We start from the raw sequence: 19,020 nt of genomic DNA on the forward strand, positions 1-19,020 counted from the left end.
CTATTTTGTAAACAAGAGTTCGCGTAATTTTGGTAATGGCCATATATTGTCATCAACCATTATTTCCAATTTATCTGCATGGTAACGAATATCATCAAACTTTGCTTTCACATTATCACAATAGGCATAAGCTTTCTCGCGCGCATCTTCGATTAAATTAGCTTTTTTACGTTCTTCAATCATATCATTCACCTTGTCATTCAACCCATTAATATGTTTAGAAATGGATTTAATAAAGTTTATTTGAGTTCGTGCAGCTTCCTGTCCTTCTTTTCCACCAACCACTTCCATTACACCGCGCGCATTATCAATCAGCGTATTTTGATATTTGATTGCAGCAGGCATTATGTGATTTTTGGCAATATCCCCCATAATACGCGCTTCAATTTGAATTTTCAGAATATAATTCTCTAATTCTATTTCGTGACGAGCCTCAAGTTCTACTGGAGATAATACCCCCATAGTATCAAACAATTCTTTCACTTCTTTCCTTCCAAAAACATCCAAAGCTCTTGGAGTATCTTTAAGGTTAGACAAACCTCTTTTTTCAGCCTCTTTAACCCATTCATCACCATAACCATTCCCTTCGAATCGAATTTTCTTAGATGCCGCGATTAATTTCTGAAGTTCTTTTAAAATTGCCTCATCTCTTTTATCTCCACTTTCTATTCTAGCGTCAACGTTCTGTTTAAATTCTTCGAGTTGTTCTGCCATTATTGTGTTTAACACAGTCATAGCTTGAGCACAATTCGCTGTAGAACCAACAGCTCTAAATTCAAATTTATTACCTGTAAAGGCAAATGGAGAAGTTCTATTTCTATCTGTGTTATCTAAAAGAATTTGAGGAATCTTACCAATGTTTAATTTAAGTTCAGTTTTTGCTTCAGGAGTCATTTTACCTGCAGAAATACTTTTCTCCAAGTCGTCTAACATTTTTGTCAATTGCGAACCGATAAAAACAGAAATAATCGCCGGAGGTGCTTCATTGGCTCCTAAACGATGATCATTTCCCGCTGAAGCAATTGAAGCTCTTAACAAATCTGCATTCTTATGAATTGCCATAATTGTGTTAACGAAGAAGGTCAAAAACCTCAGGTTAGATTTCGGGTTCTTGCCAGGCTGAAGAAGATTGACACCAGTATTTGTTCCTAATGACCAGTTATTATGTTTACCCGAACCATTTATACCGGCGAATGGCTTCTCATGTAAGAGTACTCTGAAATTATGTTTCGCAGCCGTTTTCTCCATTACATCCATTAATAACAGATTGTGATCATTGGCTACATTTACTTCTTCGAACATTGGGGCACATTCAAATTGATTCGGAGCAACCTCATTATGACGTGTCGTTACTGGTATCCCTAACAAGTGAGATTCATATTCAAAATCCCGCATAAACGCTGTAACACGCTCTGGGATTGATCCAAAATAATGATCATCTAATTGCTGTCCTTTAGCTGGAGAATGCCCAAACACCGCTCTTCCCGTCATCATAAGATCCGGTCGTGCGTTGTAAAGCGCAGTATCAACAAGAAAATACTCTTGTTCCCACCCTAATGTAGCTTTCACATTTGTTACATTCTTATCGAAGTATTGGCAAACATCTTTAGCGATTTTCTCTACAGCAGAAAGCGCTTTAATCAATGGCATCTTATAATCTAAAGCTTCTCCAGTATAAGCAATAAAAATAGTTGGAATACACAATGTCTTACCGATTACAAAAGCAGGAGAAGAAGGGTCCCAGGCTGTGTAACCTCTCGCCTCAAAGGTATTTCTTATTCCGCCATTGGGAAAAGATGAGGCATCTGGTTCTTGCTGAACCAATAATTCACCTTCAAATCTTTCTATCGCTTTACCCGGACCAATCGGCTTGAAAAAACCATCATGTTTTTCTGCTGTTGATCCTGTCAAAGGCTGAAACCAGTGCGTATAATGGGTTGCTCCTTTAGAAATTGCCCAATCTTTCATTGCAGTAGCAATTTGATCGGCATGCAAGCGATCTACAGGTGTTCCATGTTCAACAGCTGACTTTACGACTTTATAAGCCTCCTCTGTTAAACATTCCCGCATTTTATCTAAGTGAAACGTATTTTCACCAAAATACTCTGATACGCGTCTTGAACCCGTATCAACATGATTTGCTTCTCTATGAAGAACTTCATCTAAGGCACTCTTTCTAGAATTTGACATAAAAATATTTTTTTTGCAAATATATATGAAAATTTTAGGGGTAACATTAAAAAAATGTAAATTATCATCAATCAACCCCTATAAAAAACAGGGTTAAATATCAAAACATGTTGTTTTTGGATTTTAATGATGTCTAAAAGGCATTAGATTGATTACAAAAAAATAAAGTCAAATTGTCAGCACCCACGTTATTAACCTGTCAAAAAGTCTTGATTGTGTTAATTTTATTCACTTGGTACTTAAATTGAGTATCACAATTCATATTACTCTAAAAATAAAAATTATGACAATTATAAAAAAGAAACAAGAGTTTCCTGTATTTGGAGACGTATTAAGTAATTTATTCGAAGAACGATTTTTCGAACCGTTAAAACAGGCAAATACACGCAAAACTCCAGCTGTTAATATTTTCGAAAACGAAACGGAGTTTAAAATTCAATTGGCTAGTCCAGGAATGAAAAAATCAGATTTTGATGTTGATGTGACCGATAGCCAATTAACGATATCAGCCGAGATAAGCAGTGAAAAAAATGAGCAAGAAACAAATTATTCATTGCGTGAGTTTAATTACAGTAAGTTTAGTAGAACTTTCACCTTACCAAAAAATTGTAAAACAGAGGAGATTGGCGGTCAATATACCGACGGAATACTAGAAATAACAATACCAAAAATCACAGACTCAGCGAAGGGAACAAAAAAAATAGAGATTAAGTAGGATAAAAAAAGGGGCTGCAGTATGCGGCCCCTTTTTTTATATTATTCGGTGTAATTCTTAATCACATCGCTGCCTCTTCTAATTCAGCCTGAATATCTTGTGCTTCTTGTGTTTGCGGACGCTCCTCTGTCAATGAAGAAATTACTTCGGTCAAAATACGCAAAGCGTTCTTGGAAGTGTCCTTAAATTGAAAAGTCAGCGAAGCATTTTCAACATCACCAGCCCCCTTCAAATAGTCCATCATTTCAATTAAGATTTTTTCTTGTCCCATATCATCCATTGCCGCAACTTTATTAAAGTCTAAGAATAATCCCAGTGGTTTATCTCCCAGCACACCTTCTTTATCCGTGATTGTTTTTGTTGCACCAGACTGAAAAGCTACAGTCCAGGCGCTGTCATTAGATGCAAAGAATACCCCTTCTTTATATGATATATACGCATCTCCATTTTGACGAATGCCATTTCCTAAATCATTAAAATCTGCCAGCAAGGTTGGAAGTAATTCATCATTATCAATTTTAGCAATAATGGAAAAAACCGGTTGCGGCTCATGAGATACATAAGGCTCTCCATATCCCCAATCAATAACCTCTTCTTTCACTTCAATACGGTCGATAACAAATAAGATATCTCCATTTAGTATCTCTCCTGCTTGATTCAATGTCAAACCAAATTCTTCAAGCTCATTTTCAATATCCTTTTCATTCATTAAGGCATCTTCAGCCTTTAAATTCGAAATAAACTTGTCAACATCAACAGCATACCCCAATTTAAACATTGGGTCTGAAGACCAACCGTATTTTAAAAGATCGTTACTAATACCCCCTTCTTTCCACAAAACCATTTTTTCCTTCATTTCGTCAGACAAATTTGAAGTCATATCAAAAACAATGTTCCCATCATTAAAGGAAATGAATAGATCCCCATTACTTTCTTCAATCATTTCTTTACTCTTTTTAAGCTCCTCTTCATTACCCATAGCCATATTTTCAAGGTATGAATAAAGTCCCTTTCCATTGATCTTCATCCCAATATCTGCAGAGTTTTCTAGAAAATCAACATAAGAATCATCCTGATCGCCTCCAGTAGAATTAATTATATTTATTAAATTATCAACTGTCTTCTTCCCTTCTTTCTTCATGTTCCCACTCATCATTGCTTGCATGCTCATCGTAATATTGGAAGCCATTATAAACTCCTCATTCCAAGCAACGGCATACATATCATTTTCTTTAATAAAATATTTAAAACCATCCTTCTCTTCCACTTTACCATTTAACTCCACTTCCACCAACTCAATAAATGCTTCTTCATCTTTTAAACTTGATATGCCATAAAAATTCGGCAAAAATTCAGAACCCTTAGCAATAACAATTTGACTTTTATTTTCGAAATCTATCCCCGTTACCGAATCGTCTAAAAAGAAACCAAGTAGCATATTTTGCGTAAATGGCAACGCTCCATCCAAAGCTCCAGACTTATCAATTAAACTTTGCGGACTAAAATTGACCACCAGCATTGGGTCATCTATGTTATTAATAAGTGTAGAAACTTTTGAGCTTCTATTTTCTTCTTTACCACATGAACTAATCAAGAAAATGAAAAGCCCAAAAAACATAACTACTTTAATTATTCTCACCTTTTTCATAATTTATTTTAATTGCCGGTAAAGTTAATTAAATCTTCTTTCGTTCGGATAAAAATCTACTTAACTTTGCATTATGCACACCATTGAACCTCATTATAATTGGCGTGGTTTTTATATAGCGTCAGAAGACATACAATCACCTTTTTACGGTAGGATTTACAGTGAATTCGAATTTACTGATACCATATATAATTACTGTATTCACCCGCAGTGGGATAATATTGATTCTCCTACCTTATTTCTCAAAGTACTTTACACAGATTATGAAGCTGGATATTCCATAATTGAATTGTTTGGGGAATGGAATGATGTCATTCAGAATGATATTATGTTAATCAAGCGTAATTTAATAGAATCGCAAATGGAAAATGGAATTCATAAATTCATTCTTATAGCAGAGAACCTTTTAAATTTTCACGGTGAAACTGAAGATTACTATGCAGAATGGTTTGATGAAGTTGAAGAACATGAAGGATGGATTGCTTTGGTTAATTCCCGTGAGCACGTAAAAGACGAACTTAAAAATTACGATCTGGATTATTATTTTTTAATGGGTGGAGATTTAGAAGAAATTGATTGGCGAACAACGACACCCTCACAATTTATACATCGTATTGATAGTTATGTTCAAAAGCGATTAGTGTAACACTTTAAGTATACTCTCCAGTAAAACGTATAAAACATACATTTTAACACCAACTAATTCAACGCATTAAAAAGTTTCAATTATTTAGGAATACAATAATATTAATTTAATGTTGACTTAAAGTTTTCTTTTCAATTCATTTATTAAGTATATTTAGCTCAACCAAATAAAAAATAATTTATGACAAAAAACAGACTTATTCTTGGAGCATTTGCTCTTGGTTTATCAGCAAACGTAATGGCACAGCCAGAAAAATTTGCAGTAGTAGAAGAAAAAACAGGAACATGGTGTGGATGGTGCCCTTACGGTACAGTTCAATTAGCAGCGTTAGAGGAATCTGAACCTAATTTCATTGGAATTGCCATTCACAATGGAGACCCAATGGCTAACGCCTATTATGATGATGCCTCAGATGTATTACCAGGATTCTCAGGTTACCCATATGCAGCAGTAGATAGAGTTGTCGGAGATCATGCATGGTATGCACCAAATGGTGTAACAGAAAGATTAGCGGAAACGCCTGTTGCGTCAATCGCAGTTGGAGGTTATATCGAAGGTGGTCAATTAGAAATTAGAATCAAAGCTAATTTTACTGAAGCAGTATCTGGAGACTGGAGATTAGCTGCGGTGGTAACTGAAGATCATGTAACAGGAGGATCAGGTTATGCACAAGCTAATTATTTTGCACCTGGTGTTGCAGAACCAGATGGTATTCCGTTAAGTGGGGCAGGTCATGTATGGAACGAGGAGCCTCATCCAGTACCAGCTTCGGACATGGTATATGATCACGTAGCGCGTGTAATTGCTGATAATTCTTTCGGTGGTGTTGAAGGTTCATTACCTGAAACTATCGAAGCAGATGTAGATTATTGGTACTCTTATTATGTTGATGTAGATGGTTCTTGGGATTTAGAAAACATCTCTGTTGTTGCAATGTTAGTGGAGCCTTCGGGAGCAATTAATAATGCAGGAAAAGGAAGAGCATCTAAGAACGAAGTTGGAACAGTTGGAATTACTGAGCAAGTAAATAACTTTGCTGTAAAAGCTTATCCTAATCCAACTGCTGGAAACTTAAATGTTGCAATAGAATTGAACGAAGCTTCAACTGTTAGCATGGAAGTAGTGAACATGCTAGGTGCAACAGTTCGAATGATTGAATCTCAAAACTTAAGTAGTGGAACTTTCTACAACGAGTTTGATATGTCTGATTTAACTGAAGGTGTTTACTTTGTTAAAACTACAGTTAATGAAGCGGTTGAAATGACAAAAATCGTGGTTAAAAAATAAGATTTTAGATCGATGTTCAAAAGGCCGCTTCTCGAGCGGCCTTTTTTTATGTCTTATTTTCTCTTAAAGCGTTTACCACTTTCTGATCTACGGGGAATGTAAAGTCCGAAGCATCTATTTCACTGATAGCCACCCAATAAAACTCTTGATTCTCTTCGGCATGTATATTATCCAACCATAATTCTTTATCTAATCCTATTTTTTTGATGGGATGTACTAAATAATAAAAACTTATCAGTTGATCTTCTTCGTTGAATGCTGAAACTTGTAAAAAATCATTCACATAAAATAACTTGCCGAGCATTATTTCTATCCCTAATTCTTCCTTAAACTCTCGTAAAACGCAATCGGCTATGCCCTCCCCTTTTTCTAATCCTCCACCAGGAAACTTAATCATCTCCATTCCAAACCTTTTTTCATTTGAGACTAAGACAGCCCCATCATGTATAATTAAACCATAAACGCGAAGGTTGAATTGTTTTATCATAACGTTCTGTAATTACTAATTAAATTCTACTCATTTGCACTCAAAATAGTATAAAAACAAGGTTCAAAATTGTATATTTGAATTCAATTTTCAAAATTAATATAGATGGCAGTAAGCAAGCAAGAACTTGAATTTAATAATAACGAGGATAAGATGCGCCTGAAGATTTCTGAAATGGAGCAAAAACTCGAAAAAATTTACCTTGGAGGTGGTAAAAATAAAATTGAAAAGCATCATTCTAAAGGAAAACTTACGGCCAGAGAGCGTATTGAAAAATTAATTGACCCTAACACAGAAACACTCGAAATTGGAGCATTTGCTGGCGAAGGCATGTACCAAGAATACGGAGGCTGCCCTTCCGGTGGTGTTGTGATTAAAATTGGTTACGTATCTGGGAGACAATGTATCATTGTTGCGAATGATGCAACCGTTAAAGCTGGTGCATGGTTTCCAATCACTGGAAAGAAAAATTTGAGAGCGCAAGAAATTGCAATGGAAAATCATTTACCTATAATATATTTAGTTGATAGTGCTGGTGTTTTCCTTCCTCTTCAAGATGAGATTTTTCCGGATAAAGAGCATTTTGGACGGATTTTCAGGAATAATGCGGTAATGTCTTCGCAAGGTATTACACAAATTGCGGCAGTGATGGGTAGTTGCGTTGCCGGTGGTGCTTATCTTCCTATAATGTCAGATGAATCGTTAATTGTAAACAAAACAGGTACAATATTCTTAGCTGGTTCTTATCTTGTCAAAGCAGCGATTGGTGAGAGCATCGATAATGAAACTCTTGGTGGAGCAACCACACATACCGCTGTTTCTGGAGTTTGTGATTATAAGTCTGAAAATGATGAAGAATGCCTTTCTACTATTCGCGATTTAATGAGCAAAATTGGCGAGAAAGACAAGGCTGGCTTTGACAGAATTGAAGCCAAACCTCCTAAAAAGGATGAAAAGGAAATTTATGGAATTTTTCCTGAAAACAGAGCTAAACCATATGATATGCGTGAAATAATTGAACGTATGTCTGATAACTCAGAATTCACTGAATATAAAAAGGATTATGGTCAAACCATAATTTGTGGATATGCACGAATAGATGGATGGAGCGTTGGAATTGTAGCCAATCAGCGGGAAGTAGTAAAAAGTGCGAAAGGTGAAATGCAATTTGGTGGAGTGATTTACACTGATTCGGCCGATAAAGCTGCACGCTTTATAATGGTATGTAACCAAAAAAATATTCCTCTCGTTTTTCTTCAGGATGTTAGTGGATTCATGGTAGGCTCTAAATCAGAACATGCAGGGATAATCAAAGACGGAGCTAAAATGGTGAATGCAATGTCAAATTCAGTTGTTCCGAAATTTACAATCGTTATGGGCAATTCATACGGCGCTGGTAATTACGCAATGTGTGGAAAAGCATATGACCCTCGATTGATTGTTTCTTGGCCTTCTGCAGAACTTGCCGTAATGAGTGGGGCTTCTGCAGCCAAAACACTTGCGCAAATTGAAGTTGCGTCGTTAAAAGCTAAAGGTGAAGAGGTTGATGAAGCTAAGCAAAAAGTGATTTATGATAAAATTAAATCCCGTTATGATGCTCAAATTTCTCCCTATTATTCTGCTGCTCGATTGTGGGTAGATGCGATAATTGATCCTTTAGAAACACGAAAAGTGATTTCTATGGGAATTGAAATGGCAAACCATAATAAAACCGATAGAAGATATAATGTTGGTGCAATTCAAACTTAATTGAATTGTACCAACTATTTTTTTCGAACGATATACAGTAATTCAGTTTTTTGCAATCGATAACGTTCGAACTCCTCAGGACTAAGTTCATCTTTAAAATCGATTGTTTCTACTTCGAATCCCGCTTCCTCCAGCCGTTTAGGGTAATTGGTGCCATACAATCGCACATGGTCATATTGCCAAAAATGTTTCTCTCGATCTTGCGGACTTGTTATCGTTGCGTCTTCGTAGGTTTCAGTTCGATTGGAATCAATTGGCACCTGCATAATTCCCCATCCTCCGGGCTTCATAATTCTATAAAGTTCTTGCATACATTTTAAATCATCCTCTACATGTTCCATGACATGATTACAAAAAATAACCTCGTACTGATTACTCTCTAATGGGATTTCATGTAAATCAAAATGTAAATCGGCAATTGGTGATACTAAATCGCCAGTTGTATAATCTAAGTTTTCCTGTTGTTGAAATTTCTTGTGAAAACACTGCTCAGGCGCAATATGCATCACTTTGAGGTTTGTAGCAGTAAAAAAATTAGATTTTCGCTTTAAATACAACCACATTAAACGGTGCCTCTCCAAGGTTAAATCGTAAGGGCATAGCACATTATCACGAGCAGCAACTTTTGAACCGTATGCCAAAAATTTACTAAATGACTTTTCACAGACTGGACACTCTACTTTATTTCCTTTATATATAACAGGTGCAAACACCTTAAATACATAACTCAACCTTATTAAAATTGGCCTAGGCAATGTATTTAATAGCCATTTGTAAATTTTTTTCATCTCACAATTACTTTCTAAGTCGACAAATATAATACTATAAAAAGACTAATATCCTACAGCGGGTATAACTATGTCATTAGTCGTATAATTCTTCCATCGCTTGAATTGCTGATTTAATATTATTTCTAATTTCCAAAATATTTGCATCCATCATATAACAAGGAGCTGAGACTATTCTATTATTTCTATCAACGTTTATTTCATTTATTGTTTTCATTTCCGATTTAGCACCAACTTTCTCAATTCCTGCATGAAAACCATCAATATCGTAAGGTGAAGATGCTTTAGTCGTACCTAAAGTTAAAGAAGGTTGAATTGAAGACCCTTCTAAAGCCTTCGCCAATACCACAGGGCTAACACATAAGGTACAAATAGGTTTTCCTATATTAACAAGGTTTACTAATAATAACTTTACTTCTGGTAGTATTTCCCCATCCGGCCCATTGAATGCCCAGGTCGTAAAGTTTTTTGCTGATCCAAATCCACCGGGAATAACTAATGCATCGATATCTGCAGGTGCCACGTTACTAATTTCGACAACCTCTCCCCTTGCTATTCGTGCTGATTCAATTAACATGTTACGACTCTCTTTCATCTCATCGCCATTAATATGGTTTATCACATGATATTGATCTTTATCTACAGAAATACAGACATAATCATGACCAGCTTCTTTAATCGCTAACATTGCCAATACAGCTTCTTGGATTTCAGCTCCATCATACACTCCACAACCTGATAATAACAAACCAATCTTCATATTTCTTATTTTTAATTTATGAAGTTTAAAATTACGTAAATTTGTAATAAATGGGCGCAAATACACTACCGGATAATATAGTTTTTTATGATGGAGAATGCGGTTTTTGTAATTCAACAGTTCAGTTCATTCTAAAAAAACGGAACAAAGATTTTTATTTTCTGCCTTTACAAAGCGCTAAAGCAATTGAATTGCTACAAGGGTACAATATCAAAATAAACTTAGACACTGTCTATTACCTAAAAAATCACCAAATCTATGATCGATCTAGTGCTGCTCTTCACATTACACTAGGTTTAAAAGGATTGCATAAACTGTTATTTCCCTTCATTCTAATTCCTAAGAAAATAAGAGACTTCGTTTACAACATTATCGCAAAGAACAGGCATCGTATTCGAACAAAATCTTGCGTTTTACCTTTGCCCGAAGAACAAGAATTTTTTCTATAAAGGATTTATTTATTAAACTTCTCTTTCATGTTTTTCAGGATAATCATCCTTTGCAGAGATAATGTGAGCAATAAGTTGAGTGCTTCTAAATTGCTCGAAAATAATTTTTATAAAAACGGTGATAGGAATTGAAAGTATCATTCCTGGGACACCCCAAATATACCCCCACAACATTAACATTATTAACACCGTAATAATATTTATTGAGAATGATTTACCCATGAAAACTGGTTCTAAAATTCCACCAAAAAGCACTTGCACAAGTGTACAAGAAAGCATAAAAAAGAACAATGCACTAGAAGGGTCCAATTCGACAAAAGCAAAAATAGAAACCATAATTACTGAAATAAATGATCCTATCATTTGCACAAAATTGATCACAAATGCGAAAAGTCCCCAAAAAATTGGAAAACTTACATCAAACGCATAGCATGCTAAACCAATCCCAATTCCTGTAAATAAACTCAAGGCAAACTTTACTTTCATAAATTTAATCAAATCACTTTCTATTTTACGGAATGCTTTTATTGAGGAAAGTTTTGATTTTAGTAAAGCCTGATGTAAGAGTTTTTGAAAATTTATTGATTCGGCCAACCATAGTACAACAAAAAAGAATGTCATTAAAGCTGAAGACAGACTCCCACCCAGAAGTTTCACAATGTTTCCGATTTGCGATGCTGCTTGATCTTTTGGTAATAATGAACTCAAAATAGGTTCATTCTCTTTTACCAATTCCATTCCTGTAACTTCATTTAAATATGCGAATAATGCCCTAATTTTATTCTCTGCTTTTAACATGAACTCGTCTTGAGTTGCAAGAATTTCTCGACTTGAAAGTTGGATTAACTCAACCCCAATCCAAAGGCTGAGCACAATAATAATGAGCACAATACCAATGCTTACCGATTTTTTCAACCCCTTTTTTGTAAGCCATCGCATTATTGGAACAAATATCAACGCAATAAACATCGATGACACCAATGGAATAAAAATAAACGATAATTTTTTAAGTAGGAAAAAAACTAATGGAATGACAATAATTAGCAGTAAAATGTTTGTCGTTCTAGTTTGATTGATGACTTTCATATTTTGAGGGACCGATAAATTAAGCTCCCAAATTTAACCTAAAAATCAGGAATATCTATTCGTCCAAGTAATTTTTTACCCAAAAAAAGTTAAAGAAGTCCAAAATACGTTGGACGAATTTTTAAACCTATTTTTTAGGGCAACCGCCGCAGTGTCTTCCCTTTTTCTTGTATTTTTTACAACATTTTTTCTTTTTGTCGCAAAAACATTCCGCTGTTAAACATAGGGTGTCAATAGACTTAATATAATCTCTGTTAATTTCCACAGCACAAATATAACTATTTAGAATCATTCTAAGCAAATTACGAATATGGTATATTTATTTTTTATAAAAATGATTTTATCGTTTAGACTATATTTCTTATCTTGAGCCTGATAGTTGTTTGATTCTGAGCTAAAAATGCTTAAACCATGATCAACTATTGAAAATCATTAACCTAAAAGCAAAATTTATAAAATTATCGATTACATTATTATTCGCATGCGTTTCGTTTTCTACATGTGGCTTTACACAGTTGAAAGTAGCGGCGGACGGACAAGTTGGAATTAAAACCACCGGAAGCATGCCTTGGTACGACCTTCACGTAAACGGTTCATTTGGTGTTCGACGCTACAGCAATGTATTAAGAATAGAGGCACTCCCCTTTGTAATGGTTGGAAGCAGTAGAGATAAAATTAATTTTTGGTATTACAATTGTGGGCACAATAAACTATATGCAGAAAAATATTACAAAGTCCCAGACAGTACTATTAAATCAAATAACACTCCTCCATTTTTAGTTGACGGTATGAAAACCTTGCATAAAACAAATGAACAACAATGGTCCTCAATTGACTCCTTGCGAAATAGAGTAACAGAATTAGAAATTCAAATGCAACAATTCGGAAGTTATTCGCCTGAACAAAACTCTGAAAGTGAAACTAAAGATTTTTCTCATTTTTCTTCTCTAAAAAATAATTCAGAATTATTGCAAAACGCACCTAATCCGTTTACAGAGAGTACAGTTATAAAATATATCGTTCCAAACTCATTTACTTCAGCATCCGTTATGTTATTTGATATGAGTGGTAAACTTATTCACACCTATCCAATAACTCATGATAACTCTGGACAAACATGATTTCAGGAATTTGTTGATTTTGGAGATCATACAGCAATCGTAGATGTAATGGACACTTTTATATTTGAAAATCAATGTTTACTGTGAAAAAAAAGAAAATCACGATTGGTTCTGGTGGTTGTGGAAATGTCCAACCCACTGGAACAACAACTGCGTTGAGAGCAGTTGATGATGTGACTATTTACCGGAATTTTGAAGTGCCTTTAAGGGTAGAATTAATAATTGATGGAGGGGTAGCTTGTTGTGATGAATAAATTATTAATATTTTTCCTTTTTTCAATGACTTTTGTTTCCTGCAAAAAAAAATTGGAACGTAAATTTCATGAAGGATACTATTTTTTATACGTTGATGGTAGTTATACCCATGGCTCAACCAGTTATCCACAAAAAAGAACATTTGAAGTACAAATCAGCGAAAATACTGGTGAGAAAATAATTTTGAGACACTTTTATCCTGATGTTATTATCATCGGACCCGGAGAAACAGATACATTATTTATGCCTTTTTCAAATTGGGTTTCAAATTCAAATAAAGAGATTAATGGAACTCTTTATAGAAGAACTTTAGGTCCTGAAATGGATTCCCTAATGTATGTTAGCAGTGCCAAAATGATCAAAAATGATGATCGAGTTTTTACAATTCAAGGCCAAATACGATATCAGGAATTTGTTGATTTTGGTGACCATTCTGCAATTGTTGATGTAAGAGGCACCTTTATTTTTGAAAAACAATGATTACTGCGTTAAAATGGATTGCAATACTGTAATTAACGACTGTTCTTTTTATTTTGGCGGACATGATAACGCTGTGAAAAAGAAAATCACGATTGGTAACGGTGGTTGTGGAAATGTCCAACCCACTGGAACAACAACTGCGTTGAGAGCAGTTGATGATGTGACTATTTACGGGAATTTTGAAGTGCCTTTAGGGGCAGAATTAATAATTGATGGAAGGGTTACTTGTTATGATGAATAGATTTGTAATTATAATACTTATCCTTATTTCAGGAAGTTGCCATAAGAAGATTGAAAAAAGATTTCCGCCTGGCTATTATCAATTGTCGATTTCAAATAGTTTTTTTGAATATAATGGTAATAATTATGAAGGATCGAATTACTCTTATGATCTGCAAATAATTTCGGCGATTAACAACGAAATTAAGATGCGTGCATTTAAATATCAATTCAATTGGGAAGGAGACACTTCCTTTGCAAATATTTCAACATTATATGTCACTGATAATAAATATACTCTTGGGAATTTTGCTACAGTAAATGGTGTTTCATACAATTTATATGATGGTGTCATATCTGAAAAGTCTAAAAAGAAATATATAATGACCGGGAAATTTGAATCTATTTCCTTTGCAGAATTCGGACCTTACGAAGACTGGATAGTAAAAAAAGGTGACTTTAAAATTGAAGAGAAATGAAAAAATTAATTATTTGTTCTCTAGTTATCAGTTCAATTATTGCCTGTAAAAGGCAGATGGAAAAACGTTTTCCTCCTGGGTTTTATAAGATTTTTTTGATAAATCAGAGTTATGTAAAACTCGATAATACCTACACATTAGCTGATTCTACGATTTTTGCAAAGCTTATTTCCTCGGAAAATGATTTGATAACACTCAAACAATATGCAATTGACGCCGAATATGATACAACCTATTCGTCCAATAATTCAGAATTATATATTGAGAAGAAAAAGAATGTAATAGGAATCATAAAAACAAGTTGGGAGCTGCCCATATTATTACATGACGGTGTGATTGAGGAACATAATAAAAATAATTTTTTAATTTCAGGGAAAGCACAATACCACTTCTTAAGCATAGTGGATGGATATTCAAAATCAGTTGATGTTACCGCTGATTTCGTATTTAAAAAACAATAATAGAATTGCCAAACTGAAATGTAAAGTTATGGTAAAAAAGTTAGGAGATACAACTGAAAATGAATTCTAATATATATGATAAACGATTTCTCATTTTCATTTGTAGGACATTACAATGCCGTAAAAAAGAAATTCACGATTGGTAACGGTGGTTGTGGAAATGTCCAACCCACTGGAACTACAATTGCGCTAAGAGCGGTTGAAGACGTGACAATTTTTGGAAATTTTGAAGTGCCTTTAGGGTAGAATTAATAATTGATGGAGGGGTTACTTGTTATGATGAATAAAACAAAATATATTATCCTGATGTTGTTTGTAGTAATTTTAATTAGTTGCAAAAAGAAAATGGAGAGGAGATTTCCACCTGGTCATTATTATGTATCATATTTGAATCAACACTATGAGAGTCATGGGGTATACCATGAAACGGAAAACTATACAAGAAGTGCGGTAATAACCTCTTCTACCAATAATCAAATAGTACTTAAACAGTATACGTCTAATTTTATGGGAGATACACTATTTGCATTTCCATCAACCTTTAACATATCAGGTGCTGAACATGTCATAGGCACTCTAAACACGTATCATGGGGAACAAATCAATATCTATGATGGCATAATTGAAAAAAGAGCAAGAAACGATTATATAATTACTGCTAAACTTGAATATCATTTCTACGCTGATTTTGGAGATCATTATGAATGGATTCATCATTTCGGAGATTTTAAACTAGAAAAAAAATGAAACGTTATTTTAAGAAGATCACCATTGGATCGGGTGGTTGTGGAAATGTTCAACCCACTGGAACTACAATTGGGCTAGGAGCGGTTGAGAATATTACAATTATCGGAAATTTTGAAGTGCCTTTGGGCGCTGATTTACCAATTGATGGAGGGGTTACTTGTTATGATGAATAAAACAAAATATATTATTCTGATGTTGTTTGCAGTAATTTTAATTAGTTGCAAAAAGAAAATGGAAAGGCGATTCCCAATAGGTCATTATAATATTTCGTATCTAAATCGACATCATGAAAGTCATGGCGAGTTATACGAATCGGAAGATTATGTTACAAGCGCAGAATTAATTACTGCAAATAATGACCAGATTAAAATAAGGCAATATACCTATAACGACCTTGGAGACACACTCTTTGCCTCCCCTTCAATATTTTACATATCGGATATTGAACATGTCCTAGGGACATTAAATAGAACTTATGGCGAGCCTATCAATATCTATGATGGCATAATTGAAAAAAGAGCAAGAAACGATTACATAATTACTGCTAAACTTGAATATCATTTCTACGCTGATTTTGGAGATCATTATGAATGGATTCATCATTTCGGAGATTTTAAACTAGAAAAAAATGAAACGTTATTTTATATACTTATTGGTTCTAATTCTAAGCACTGGCTGTTCCAAGCAAATGGAAAAACGATTTCCGGCAGGAGACTACAAAATATCTCTTTTAAACGCAACGTATAACTATAGTGATGATGTCTATACGCTAGATGATTCGATAATAAATGTTAAACTTGTTTCATCTGAAAATGATTTAATTGAACTTACGCAATATTCTGTTAATTCAGAATTTGATACGATTTTTGCGTCTAGTAATTCCGAAATATATATAGAAAAGAAAGAATATGTAATTGGTACCATAAAAACAAGTTGGGACGAGCCTCTTTTATTATATGATGGTGTAATTACAGAAGAATCCAAAAATGAATTCATTATTACTGGAAAAGCACAGTATCACCATTTTCTGAAAATTGGTGCATCCACTAAATTGGTATTTGTTACCTCTGATTTTATATTTGAAAAGCAATAAGCATCAAAAAAAAAAAAAAATAACTTATTGTTCACATTGAATCGATAAACAACGTATCCTACAATAAAAAAATAACTGCCAGAATAAAAATCACAATGATTACCATATACTGCCAAAAATCAGCAAAGTAAGGAATGTATTTCTGATACGTAGCTTTAAATTTTGACAACATCAAATCAATTCATTACCCATACATCTCCTCTACTTGAGCCTGGATTTTATCATCCTTTAAATAGTCATCATAAGACATTAACTTATCAACAATTCCGTTTGGAGTTAATTCAATAATTCGGTTTGCTACTGTTTGAACAAATTCGTGGTCATGAGATGCAAAAAGAATTGTGCCTGGGAAATTTATTAAGGCATTATTGAACGCTGTAATAGACTCCAAATCAAGGTGGTTGGTCGGTTCATCTAAAATAAGTAGATTCCCTCTTCCGAACAACATTCTAGAAATCATACAACGTACTTTTTCCCCCCCAGAAAGGACAGCGGAACTTTTCAATGCCTCTTCACCAGAAAACAACATCCGACCTAAAAATCCTCTTAAATAAACTTCATCTCTCTCTTCATCCGTTGTTGCATATTGCCTTAACCAATCAATGAGGTTTAAATCTTTATTTTCAAAAAACTTAGAGTTATCGCTTGGTAAATATGTTGTTTTGATAGTTGTCCCGTAATGAAAAGATCCAGAATCAGGTTCAATTTCTCCAGTTATAATTTCGAACAACCGTGTGATCGCCATACTATTTTTTGAAAGGAAAGCAATTTTATCACCTTTAGAAACGTTTAAATCTAGCCCAGAAAACAGTTGTTCACCTTGAACAGCGGCAGACATATTTTCAATGTGTAAAATTTGATCGCCTGCTTCACGTTCTTGTTCGTAAATAATTCCAGGATATTTTCTACTCGAAGGTTTAATATCTTCTAACTGAAGTTTGTCCAAGAGTTTTCTACGACTTGTTGCCTGTTTTGATTTGGAAGCATTTGCACTAAACCTAGAGATAAATTCTTGAAGTTCTTTTCTCTTTTCTTCTAATTTTTTGTTTTTATCACTATTCTGACGTGCAACCAATTGTGAAGATTTATACCAGAAAGTATAATTCCCTGTAAATAAATTAATTTTACCATAATCGATATCACAAATGTGTGTACAAACAGTATCTAAAAAGTGTCTATCGTGCGAAACAACGATTACAGTATTTTTAAAATCCAGTAAAAAATCCTCTAACCAACTAATCGTTTTAATATCTAGGTCGTTGGTTGGCTCATCAAGAACCAAAATATCAGGATTTCCGAATAGCGCTTGTGCCAATAGAATCCTAACTTTTAATTCACCGGGCATATCAGCCATTAGCGTGTAATGATAATCTTCTGAAATACCGAGGTTACTTAAAATCGTTGCTGCATCCGTTTCAGCATTCCAACCGTCCATTTCGGCGAACTCAGCTTCTAATTCTGATGCTCGCATCCCATCTTCTTCGGAGAAGTCAGGTTTTTCATAGATTTTATTTTTTTCATCCATGATTTTCCATAACTCTTGATGACCCATCATCACAGTATTCAAAACATTGACTTCATCAAATTCATAGTGATCTTGCTTTAAAACGGCCATTCTTTTGCCCGGTTCAAAAGAGACAGACCCCTTATTAGGATCTTGATCACCAGTTAAAATTTTAAGAAAAGTTGATTTACCGGCTCCGTTCGCTCCAATTACACCATAGCAGTTTCCATCTACAAATTTAAGATTAACATCCTCAAAAAGAACGCGTTTACCGAACTGGAGTGATAAATTATTTACTTGAATCATCGTTGTTTGAATATTTTTTCTGCAAATTTATAATCTTAAGGCTCAAAAAAACATCTTTTTGAATAAAAAATATTTTGATTTATTGAAAACTAATCTATATTTGCAACTGAATATTACATTATATAAGTTAAGAAAAAACACGTTATGAAATTGAAAACATTATTAGTTGGCGCAGTTGCTGGTTTATTATTAACAGCTTGCGGAGGTGGTGAAACACCAGACAATGTAACTAAGTCCTTCGTGCAAGCTTTAGCAGATGGTGATTGCGATAAAGCTAAAGGTTTGGCAGTAGACGACGCATTAGCAAATGTTGAAAGTGCTATTGAAAACGGATGTGAAGCATACGAAACTGAAATTAAATCGGTTGAATGTGAAACTGAAGACGAAACAGCAACTTGTACTTGTGTTGAAGAAAGAGAAATGGAAATGACTTACAAGTATGAATTAACAAAAGTTGAAGGTAACTGGAAAGTAGCTAGCTACGAAAAAGACTTAAATATGGATATGGATAACTTTGGTGGTGAAGCTGCTGAGTAATCGCATTCAAATT

The 19,020-nt window shown here is 34.3% G+C and carries 24 protein-coding genes; 17 read left to right on the plus strand and 7 right to left on the minus strand.

Features of this window, described 5'->3' with window-relative positions; all coding sequences use genetic code 11:
- A complete protein-coding gene (locus tag A8143_RS01435; protein ID WP_070137268.1) occupies nt 1-2,190 on the minus strand; it encodes a glutamine synthetase III family protein in 2,190 nt (729 codons plus the stop codon).
- 283 nt (nt 2,191-2,473) lie between these two features.
- Between A8143_RS01435 and A8143_RS01440 the strand changes: the two genes are divergently transcribed.
- A complete protein-coding gene (locus tag A8143_RS01440) occupies nt 2,474-2,905 on the plus strand; it encodes an Hsp20/alpha crystallin family protein (protein WP_070137270.1) in 432 nt (143 codons plus the stop codon).
- 61 nt (nt 2,906-2,966) lie between these two features.
- On the opposite strand, the gene A8143_RS01445 is transcribed toward A8143_RS01440, so the two are convergent.
- A complete protein-coding gene (locus tag A8143_RS01445; RefSeq protein WP_070137272.1) occupies nt 2,967-4,553 on the minus strand; it encodes a hypothetical protein in 1,587 nt (528 codons plus the stop codon).
- Nucleotides 4,554-4,626: 73 nt separating this feature from the next.
- On the opposite strand from A8143_RS01445, the gene A8143_RS01450 reads away from it, so the two are divergent.
- Both A8143_RS01450 and A8143_RS01455 read left to right on the plus strand, forming a co-directional pair.
- Nucleotides 4,627-5,199 (plus strand): hypothetical protein, encoded by a 573-nt coding sequence (locus A8143_RS01450; protein ID WP_070137274.1) that lies wholly within the window; start codon nt 4,627-4,629, stop codon nt 5,197-5,199.
- Between the two features lie 180 nt (nt 5,200-5,379).
- The gene (locus tag A8143_RS01455; RefSeq protein WP_070137276.1) at nt 5,380-6,486 is read left to right on the plus strand and encodes a T9SS type A sorting domain-containing protein; all 1,107 of its coding nucleotides are present in this window, start codon (nt 5,380-5,382) and stop codon (nt 6,484-6,486) included.
- Nucleotides 6,487-6,532: 46 nt separating this feature from the next.
- On the opposite strand, the gene A8143_RS01460 is transcribed toward A8143_RS01455, so the two are convergent.
- Nucleotides 6,533-6,973 (minus strand): NUDIX domain-containing protein, encoded by a 441-nt coding sequence (locus A8143_RS01460; protein ID WP_070137278.1) that lies wholly within the window; start codon nt 6,971-6,973, stop codon nt 6,533-6,535.
- Nucleotides 6,974-7,078: 105 nt separating this feature from the next.
- Here A8143_RS01460 and A8143_RS01465 point away from each other — a divergent pair, with 105 nt between their 5' ends.
- Nucleotides 7,079-8,722, plus strand: a complete 1,644-nt coding sequence (locus tag A8143_RS01465) for an acyl-CoA carboxylase subunit beta (RefSeq protein ID WP_070137280.1) — start codon at nt 7,079-7,081, stop codon at nt 8,720-8,722.
- Between the two features lie 14 nt (nt 8,723-8,736).
- Here A8143_RS01465 and A8143_RS01470 read toward each other — a convergent pair whose 3' ends face one another.
- Nucleotides 8,737-9,510 (minus strand): class I SAM-dependent methyltransferase, encoded by a 774-nt coding sequence (locus tag A8143_RS01470; RefSeq protein ID WP_070137282.1) that lies wholly within the window; start codon nt 9,508-9,510, stop codon nt 8,737-8,739.
- A 76-nt stretch (nt 9,511-9,586) separates the two neighbouring features.
- Entirely contained in the window at nt 9,587-10,270 is a 684-nt protein-coding gene (gene elbB, locus A8143_RS01475) for an isoprenoid biosynthesis glyoxalase ElbB (protein ID WP_070137284.1), read from the minus strand.
- Nucleotides 10,271-10,320: 50 nt separating this feature from the next.
- Here elbB and A8143_RS01480 point away from each other — a divergent pair, with 50 nt between their 5' ends.
- Nucleotides 10,321-10,719: a thiol-disulfide oxidoreductase DCC family protein gene (locus tag A8143_RS01480; RefSeq protein ID WP_070137286.1), complete on the plus strand. Its 399-nt coding sequence runs from the start codon at nt 10,321-10,323 to the stop codon at nt 10,717-10,719.
- 12 nt (nt 10,720-10,731) lie between these two features.
- Here A8143_RS01480 and A8143_RS01485 read toward each other — a convergent pair whose 3' ends face one another.
- Entirely contained in the window at nt 10,732-11,805 is a 1,074-nt protein-coding gene (locus tag A8143_RS01485) for an AI-2E family transporter (RefSeq protein WP_083261170.1), read from the minus strand.
- Between the two features lie 422 nt (nt 11,806-12,227).
- Here A8143_RS01485 and A8143_RS01490 point away from each other — a divergent pair, with 422 nt between their 5' ends.
- The 11 genes from A8143_RS01490 to A8143_RS01530 all read left to right on the plus strand — a co-directional run bounded on the left by A8143_RS01490 (nt 12,228) and on the right by A8143_RS01530 (nt 16,660).
- Nucleotides 12,228-12,926, plus strand: coding sequence for a hypothetical protein (locus A8143_RS01490; protein WP_070137288.1), 699 nt, complete (start codon nt 12,228-12,230; stop codon nt 12,924-12,926).
- Between the two features lie 83 nt (nt 12,927-13,009).
- Nucleotides 13,010-13,180 (plus strand): hypothetical protein, encoded by a 171-nt coding sequence (locus A8143_RS16935; RefSeq protein WP_175437457.1) that lies wholly within the window; start codon nt 13,010-13,012, stop codon nt 13,178-13,180.
- A gap of 52 nt (nt 13,181-13,232) precedes the next feature.
- Nucleotides 13,233-13,661 (plus strand): hypothetical protein, encoded by a 429-nt coding sequence (locus A8143_RS01500; protein ID WP_139134235.1) that lies wholly within the window; start codon nt 13,233-13,235, stop codon nt 13,659-13,661.
- A 13-nt stretch (nt 13,662-13,674) separates the two neighbouring features.
- A complete protein-coding gene (locus A8143_RS01505) occupies nt 13,675-13,902 on the plus strand; it encodes a hypothetical protein (protein WP_070137294.1) in 228 nt (75 codons plus the stop codon).
- Entirely contained in the window at nt 13,874-14,359 is a 486-nt protein-coding gene (locus A8143_RS01510) for a hypothetical protein (RefSeq protein ID WP_070137295.1), read from the plus strand. The genes A8143_RS01505 and A8143_RS01510 overlap by 29 nt, the downstream gene beginning before the upstream one ends.
- Nucleotides 14,356-14,820: a hypothetical protein gene (locus tag A8143_RS01515; RefSeq protein WP_070137297.1), complete on the plus strand. Its 465-nt coding sequence runs from the start codon at nt 14,356-14,358 to the stop codon at nt 14,818-14,820. Before A8143_RS01510 ends, A8143_RS01515 begins: the two co-directional genes overlap by 4 nt.
- A 75-nt stretch (nt 14,821-14,895) precedes the next feature.
- Complete coding sequence (locus A8143_RS16940; protein WP_175437458.1) at nt 14,896-15,066, plus strand: hypothetical protein; 171 nt, start codon at nt 14,896-14,898, stop codon at nt 15,064-15,066.
- A gap of 99 nt (nt 15,067-15,165) precedes the next feature.
- Nucleotides 15,166-15,567, plus strand: a complete 402-nt coding sequence (locus tag A8143_RS01520; protein ID WP_139134236.1) for a hypothetical protein — start codon at nt 15,166-15,168, stop codon at nt 15,565-15,567.
- Nucleotides 15,564-15,740 carry a hypothetical protein gene (locus A8143_RS16945; RefSeq protein ID WP_175437459.1) on the plus strand — a complete coding sequence of 59 codons (177 nt, stop codon included), beginning with the start codon at nt 15,564-15,566 and terminating at the stop codon, nt 15,738-15,740. Before A8143_RS01520 ends, A8143_RS16945 begins: the two co-directional genes overlap by 4 nt.
- A gap of 58 nt (nt 15,741-15,798) precedes the next feature.
- Nucleotides 15,799-16,314, plus strand: coding sequence for a hypothetical protein (locus A8143_RS01525; protein ID WP_139134237.1), 516 nt, complete (start codon nt 15,799-15,801; stop codon nt 16,312-16,314).
- Nucleotides 16,256-16,660, plus strand: coding sequence for a hypothetical protein (locus A8143_RS01530; RefSeq protein ID WP_070137303.1), 405 nt, complete (start codon nt 16,256-16,258; stop codon nt 16,658-16,660). The genes A8143_RS01525 and A8143_RS01530 overlap by 59 nt, the downstream gene beginning before the upstream one ends.
- Nucleotides 16,661-16,844: 184 nt before the next feature.
- Here the strand turns inward: A8143_RS01530 and A8143_RS01535 are convergent, their stop codons facing one another.
- On the minus strand, nt 16,845-18,470 hold the full coding sequence (locus A8143_RS01535; RefSeq protein WP_070137305.1) for an ABC-F family ATP-binding cassette domain-containing protein: 1,626 nt from the start codon (nt 18,468-18,470) through the stop codon (nt 16,845-16,847).
- 144 nt (nt 18,471-18,614) lie between these two features.
- Here A8143_RS01535 and A8143_RS01540 point away from each other — a divergent pair, with 144 nt between their 5' ends.
- Nucleotides 18,615-19,007, plus strand: coding sequence for a hypothetical protein (locus A8143_RS01540; RefSeq protein WP_070137307.1), 393 nt, complete (start codon nt 18,615-18,617; stop codon nt 19,005-19,007).
- The last annotated feature ends 13 nt before the right edge of the window (nt 19,008-19,020 follow it).

This window comes from Crocinitomix algicola, assembly GCF_001661595.2.
In the GTDB taxonomy this organism is placed as follows: domain Bacteria; phylum Bacteroidota; class Bacteroidia; order Flavobacteriales_D; family Crocinitomicaceae; genus Crocinitomix; species Crocinitomix algicola.

Excerpts from the sequence above, each read along its gene's own strand:
- A8143_RS01520 (WP_139134236.1), top strand. The coding sequence starts at position 15,166 with ATGGAGAGGAGATTTCCACCTGGTCATTATTATGTATCATATTTGAAT.
- A8143_RS01510 (WP_070137295.1), top strand. The coding sequence starts at position 13,874 with ATGGAAGGGTTACTTGTTATGATGAATAGATTTGTAATTATAATACTT.
- A8143_RS01445 (WP_070137272.1), bottom strand. The coding sequence starts at position 4,553 with ATGAAAAAGGTGAGAATAATTAAAGTAGTTATGTTTTTTGGGCTTTTC.
- A8143_RS01460 (WP_070137278.1), bottom strand. The coding sequence starts at position 6,973 with ATGATAAAACAATTCAACCTTCGCGTTTATGGTTTAATTATACATGAT.
- A8143_RS01480 (WP_070137286.1), top strand. The coding sequence starts at position 10,321 with ATGGGCGCAAATACACTACCGGATAATATAGTTTTTTATGATGGAGAA.
- A8143_RS01455 (WP_070137276.1), top strand. The coding sequence starts at position 5,380 with ATGACAAAAAACAGACTTATTCTTGGAGCATTTGCTCTTGGTTTATCA.
- A8143_RS01440 (WP_070137270.1), top strand. The coding sequence starts at position 2,474 with ATGACAATTATAAAAAAGAAACAAGAGTTTCCTGTATTTGGAGACGTA.
- A8143_RS01515 (WP_070137297.1), top strand. The coding sequence starts at position 14,356 with ATGAAAAAATTAATTATTTGTTCTCTAGTTATCAGTTCAATTATTGCC.
- A8143_RS01470 (WP_070137282.1), bottom strand. The coding sequence starts at position 9,510 with ATGAAAAAAATTTACAAATGGCTATTAAATACATTGCCTAGGCCAATT.
- A8143_RS01485 (WP_083261170.1), bottom strand. The coding sequence starts at position 11,805 with ATGAAAGTCATCAATCAAACTAGAACGACAAACATTTTACTGCTAATT.
- A8143_RS01465 (WP_070137280.1), top strand. The coding sequence starts at position 7,079 with ATGGCAGTAAGCAAGCAAGAACTTGAATTTAATAATAACGAGGATAAG.
- A8143_RS01535 (WP_070137305.1), bottom strand. The coding sequence starts at position 18,470 with ATGATTCAAGTAAATAATTTATCACTCCAGTTCGGTAAACGCGTTCTT.
- elbB (WP_070137284.1), bottom strand. The coding sequence starts at position 10,270 with ATGAAGATTGGTTTGTTATTATCAGGTTGTGGAGTGTATGATGGAGCT.
- A8143_RS01540 (WP_070137307.1), top strand. The coding sequence starts at position 18,615 with ATGAAATTGAAAACATTATTAGTTGGCGCAGTTGCTGGTTTATTATTA.
- A8143_RS01525 (WP_139134237.1), top strand. The coding sequence starts at position 15,799 with ATGGAAAGGCGATTCCCAATAGGTCATTATAATATTTCGTATCTAAAT.
- A8143_RS16940 (WP_175437458.1), top strand. The coding sequence starts at position 14,896 with ATGATAAACGATTTCTCATTTTCATTTGTAGGACATTACAATGCCGTA.
- A8143_RS01450 (WP_070137274.1), top strand. The coding sequence starts at position 4,627 with ATGCACACCATTGAACCTCATTATAATTGGCGTGGTTTTTATATAGCG.
- A8143_RS01505 (WP_070137294.1), top strand. The coding sequence starts at position 13,675 with ATGGATTGCAATACTGTAATTAACGACTGTTCTTTTTATTTTGGCGGA.
- A8143_RS01435 (WP_070137268.1), bottom strand. The coding sequence starts at position 2,190 with ATGTCAAATTCTAGAAAGAGTGCCTTAGATGAAGTTCTTCATAGAGAA.
- A8143_RS16945 (WP_175437459.1), top strand. The coding sequence starts at position 15,564 with ATGAAACGTTATTTTAAGAAGATCACCATTGGATCGGGTGGTTGTGGA.
- A8143_RS01530 (WP_070137303.1), top strand. The coding sequence starts at position 16,256 with ATGGAAAAACGATTTCCGGCAGGAGACTACAAAATATCTCTTTTAAAC.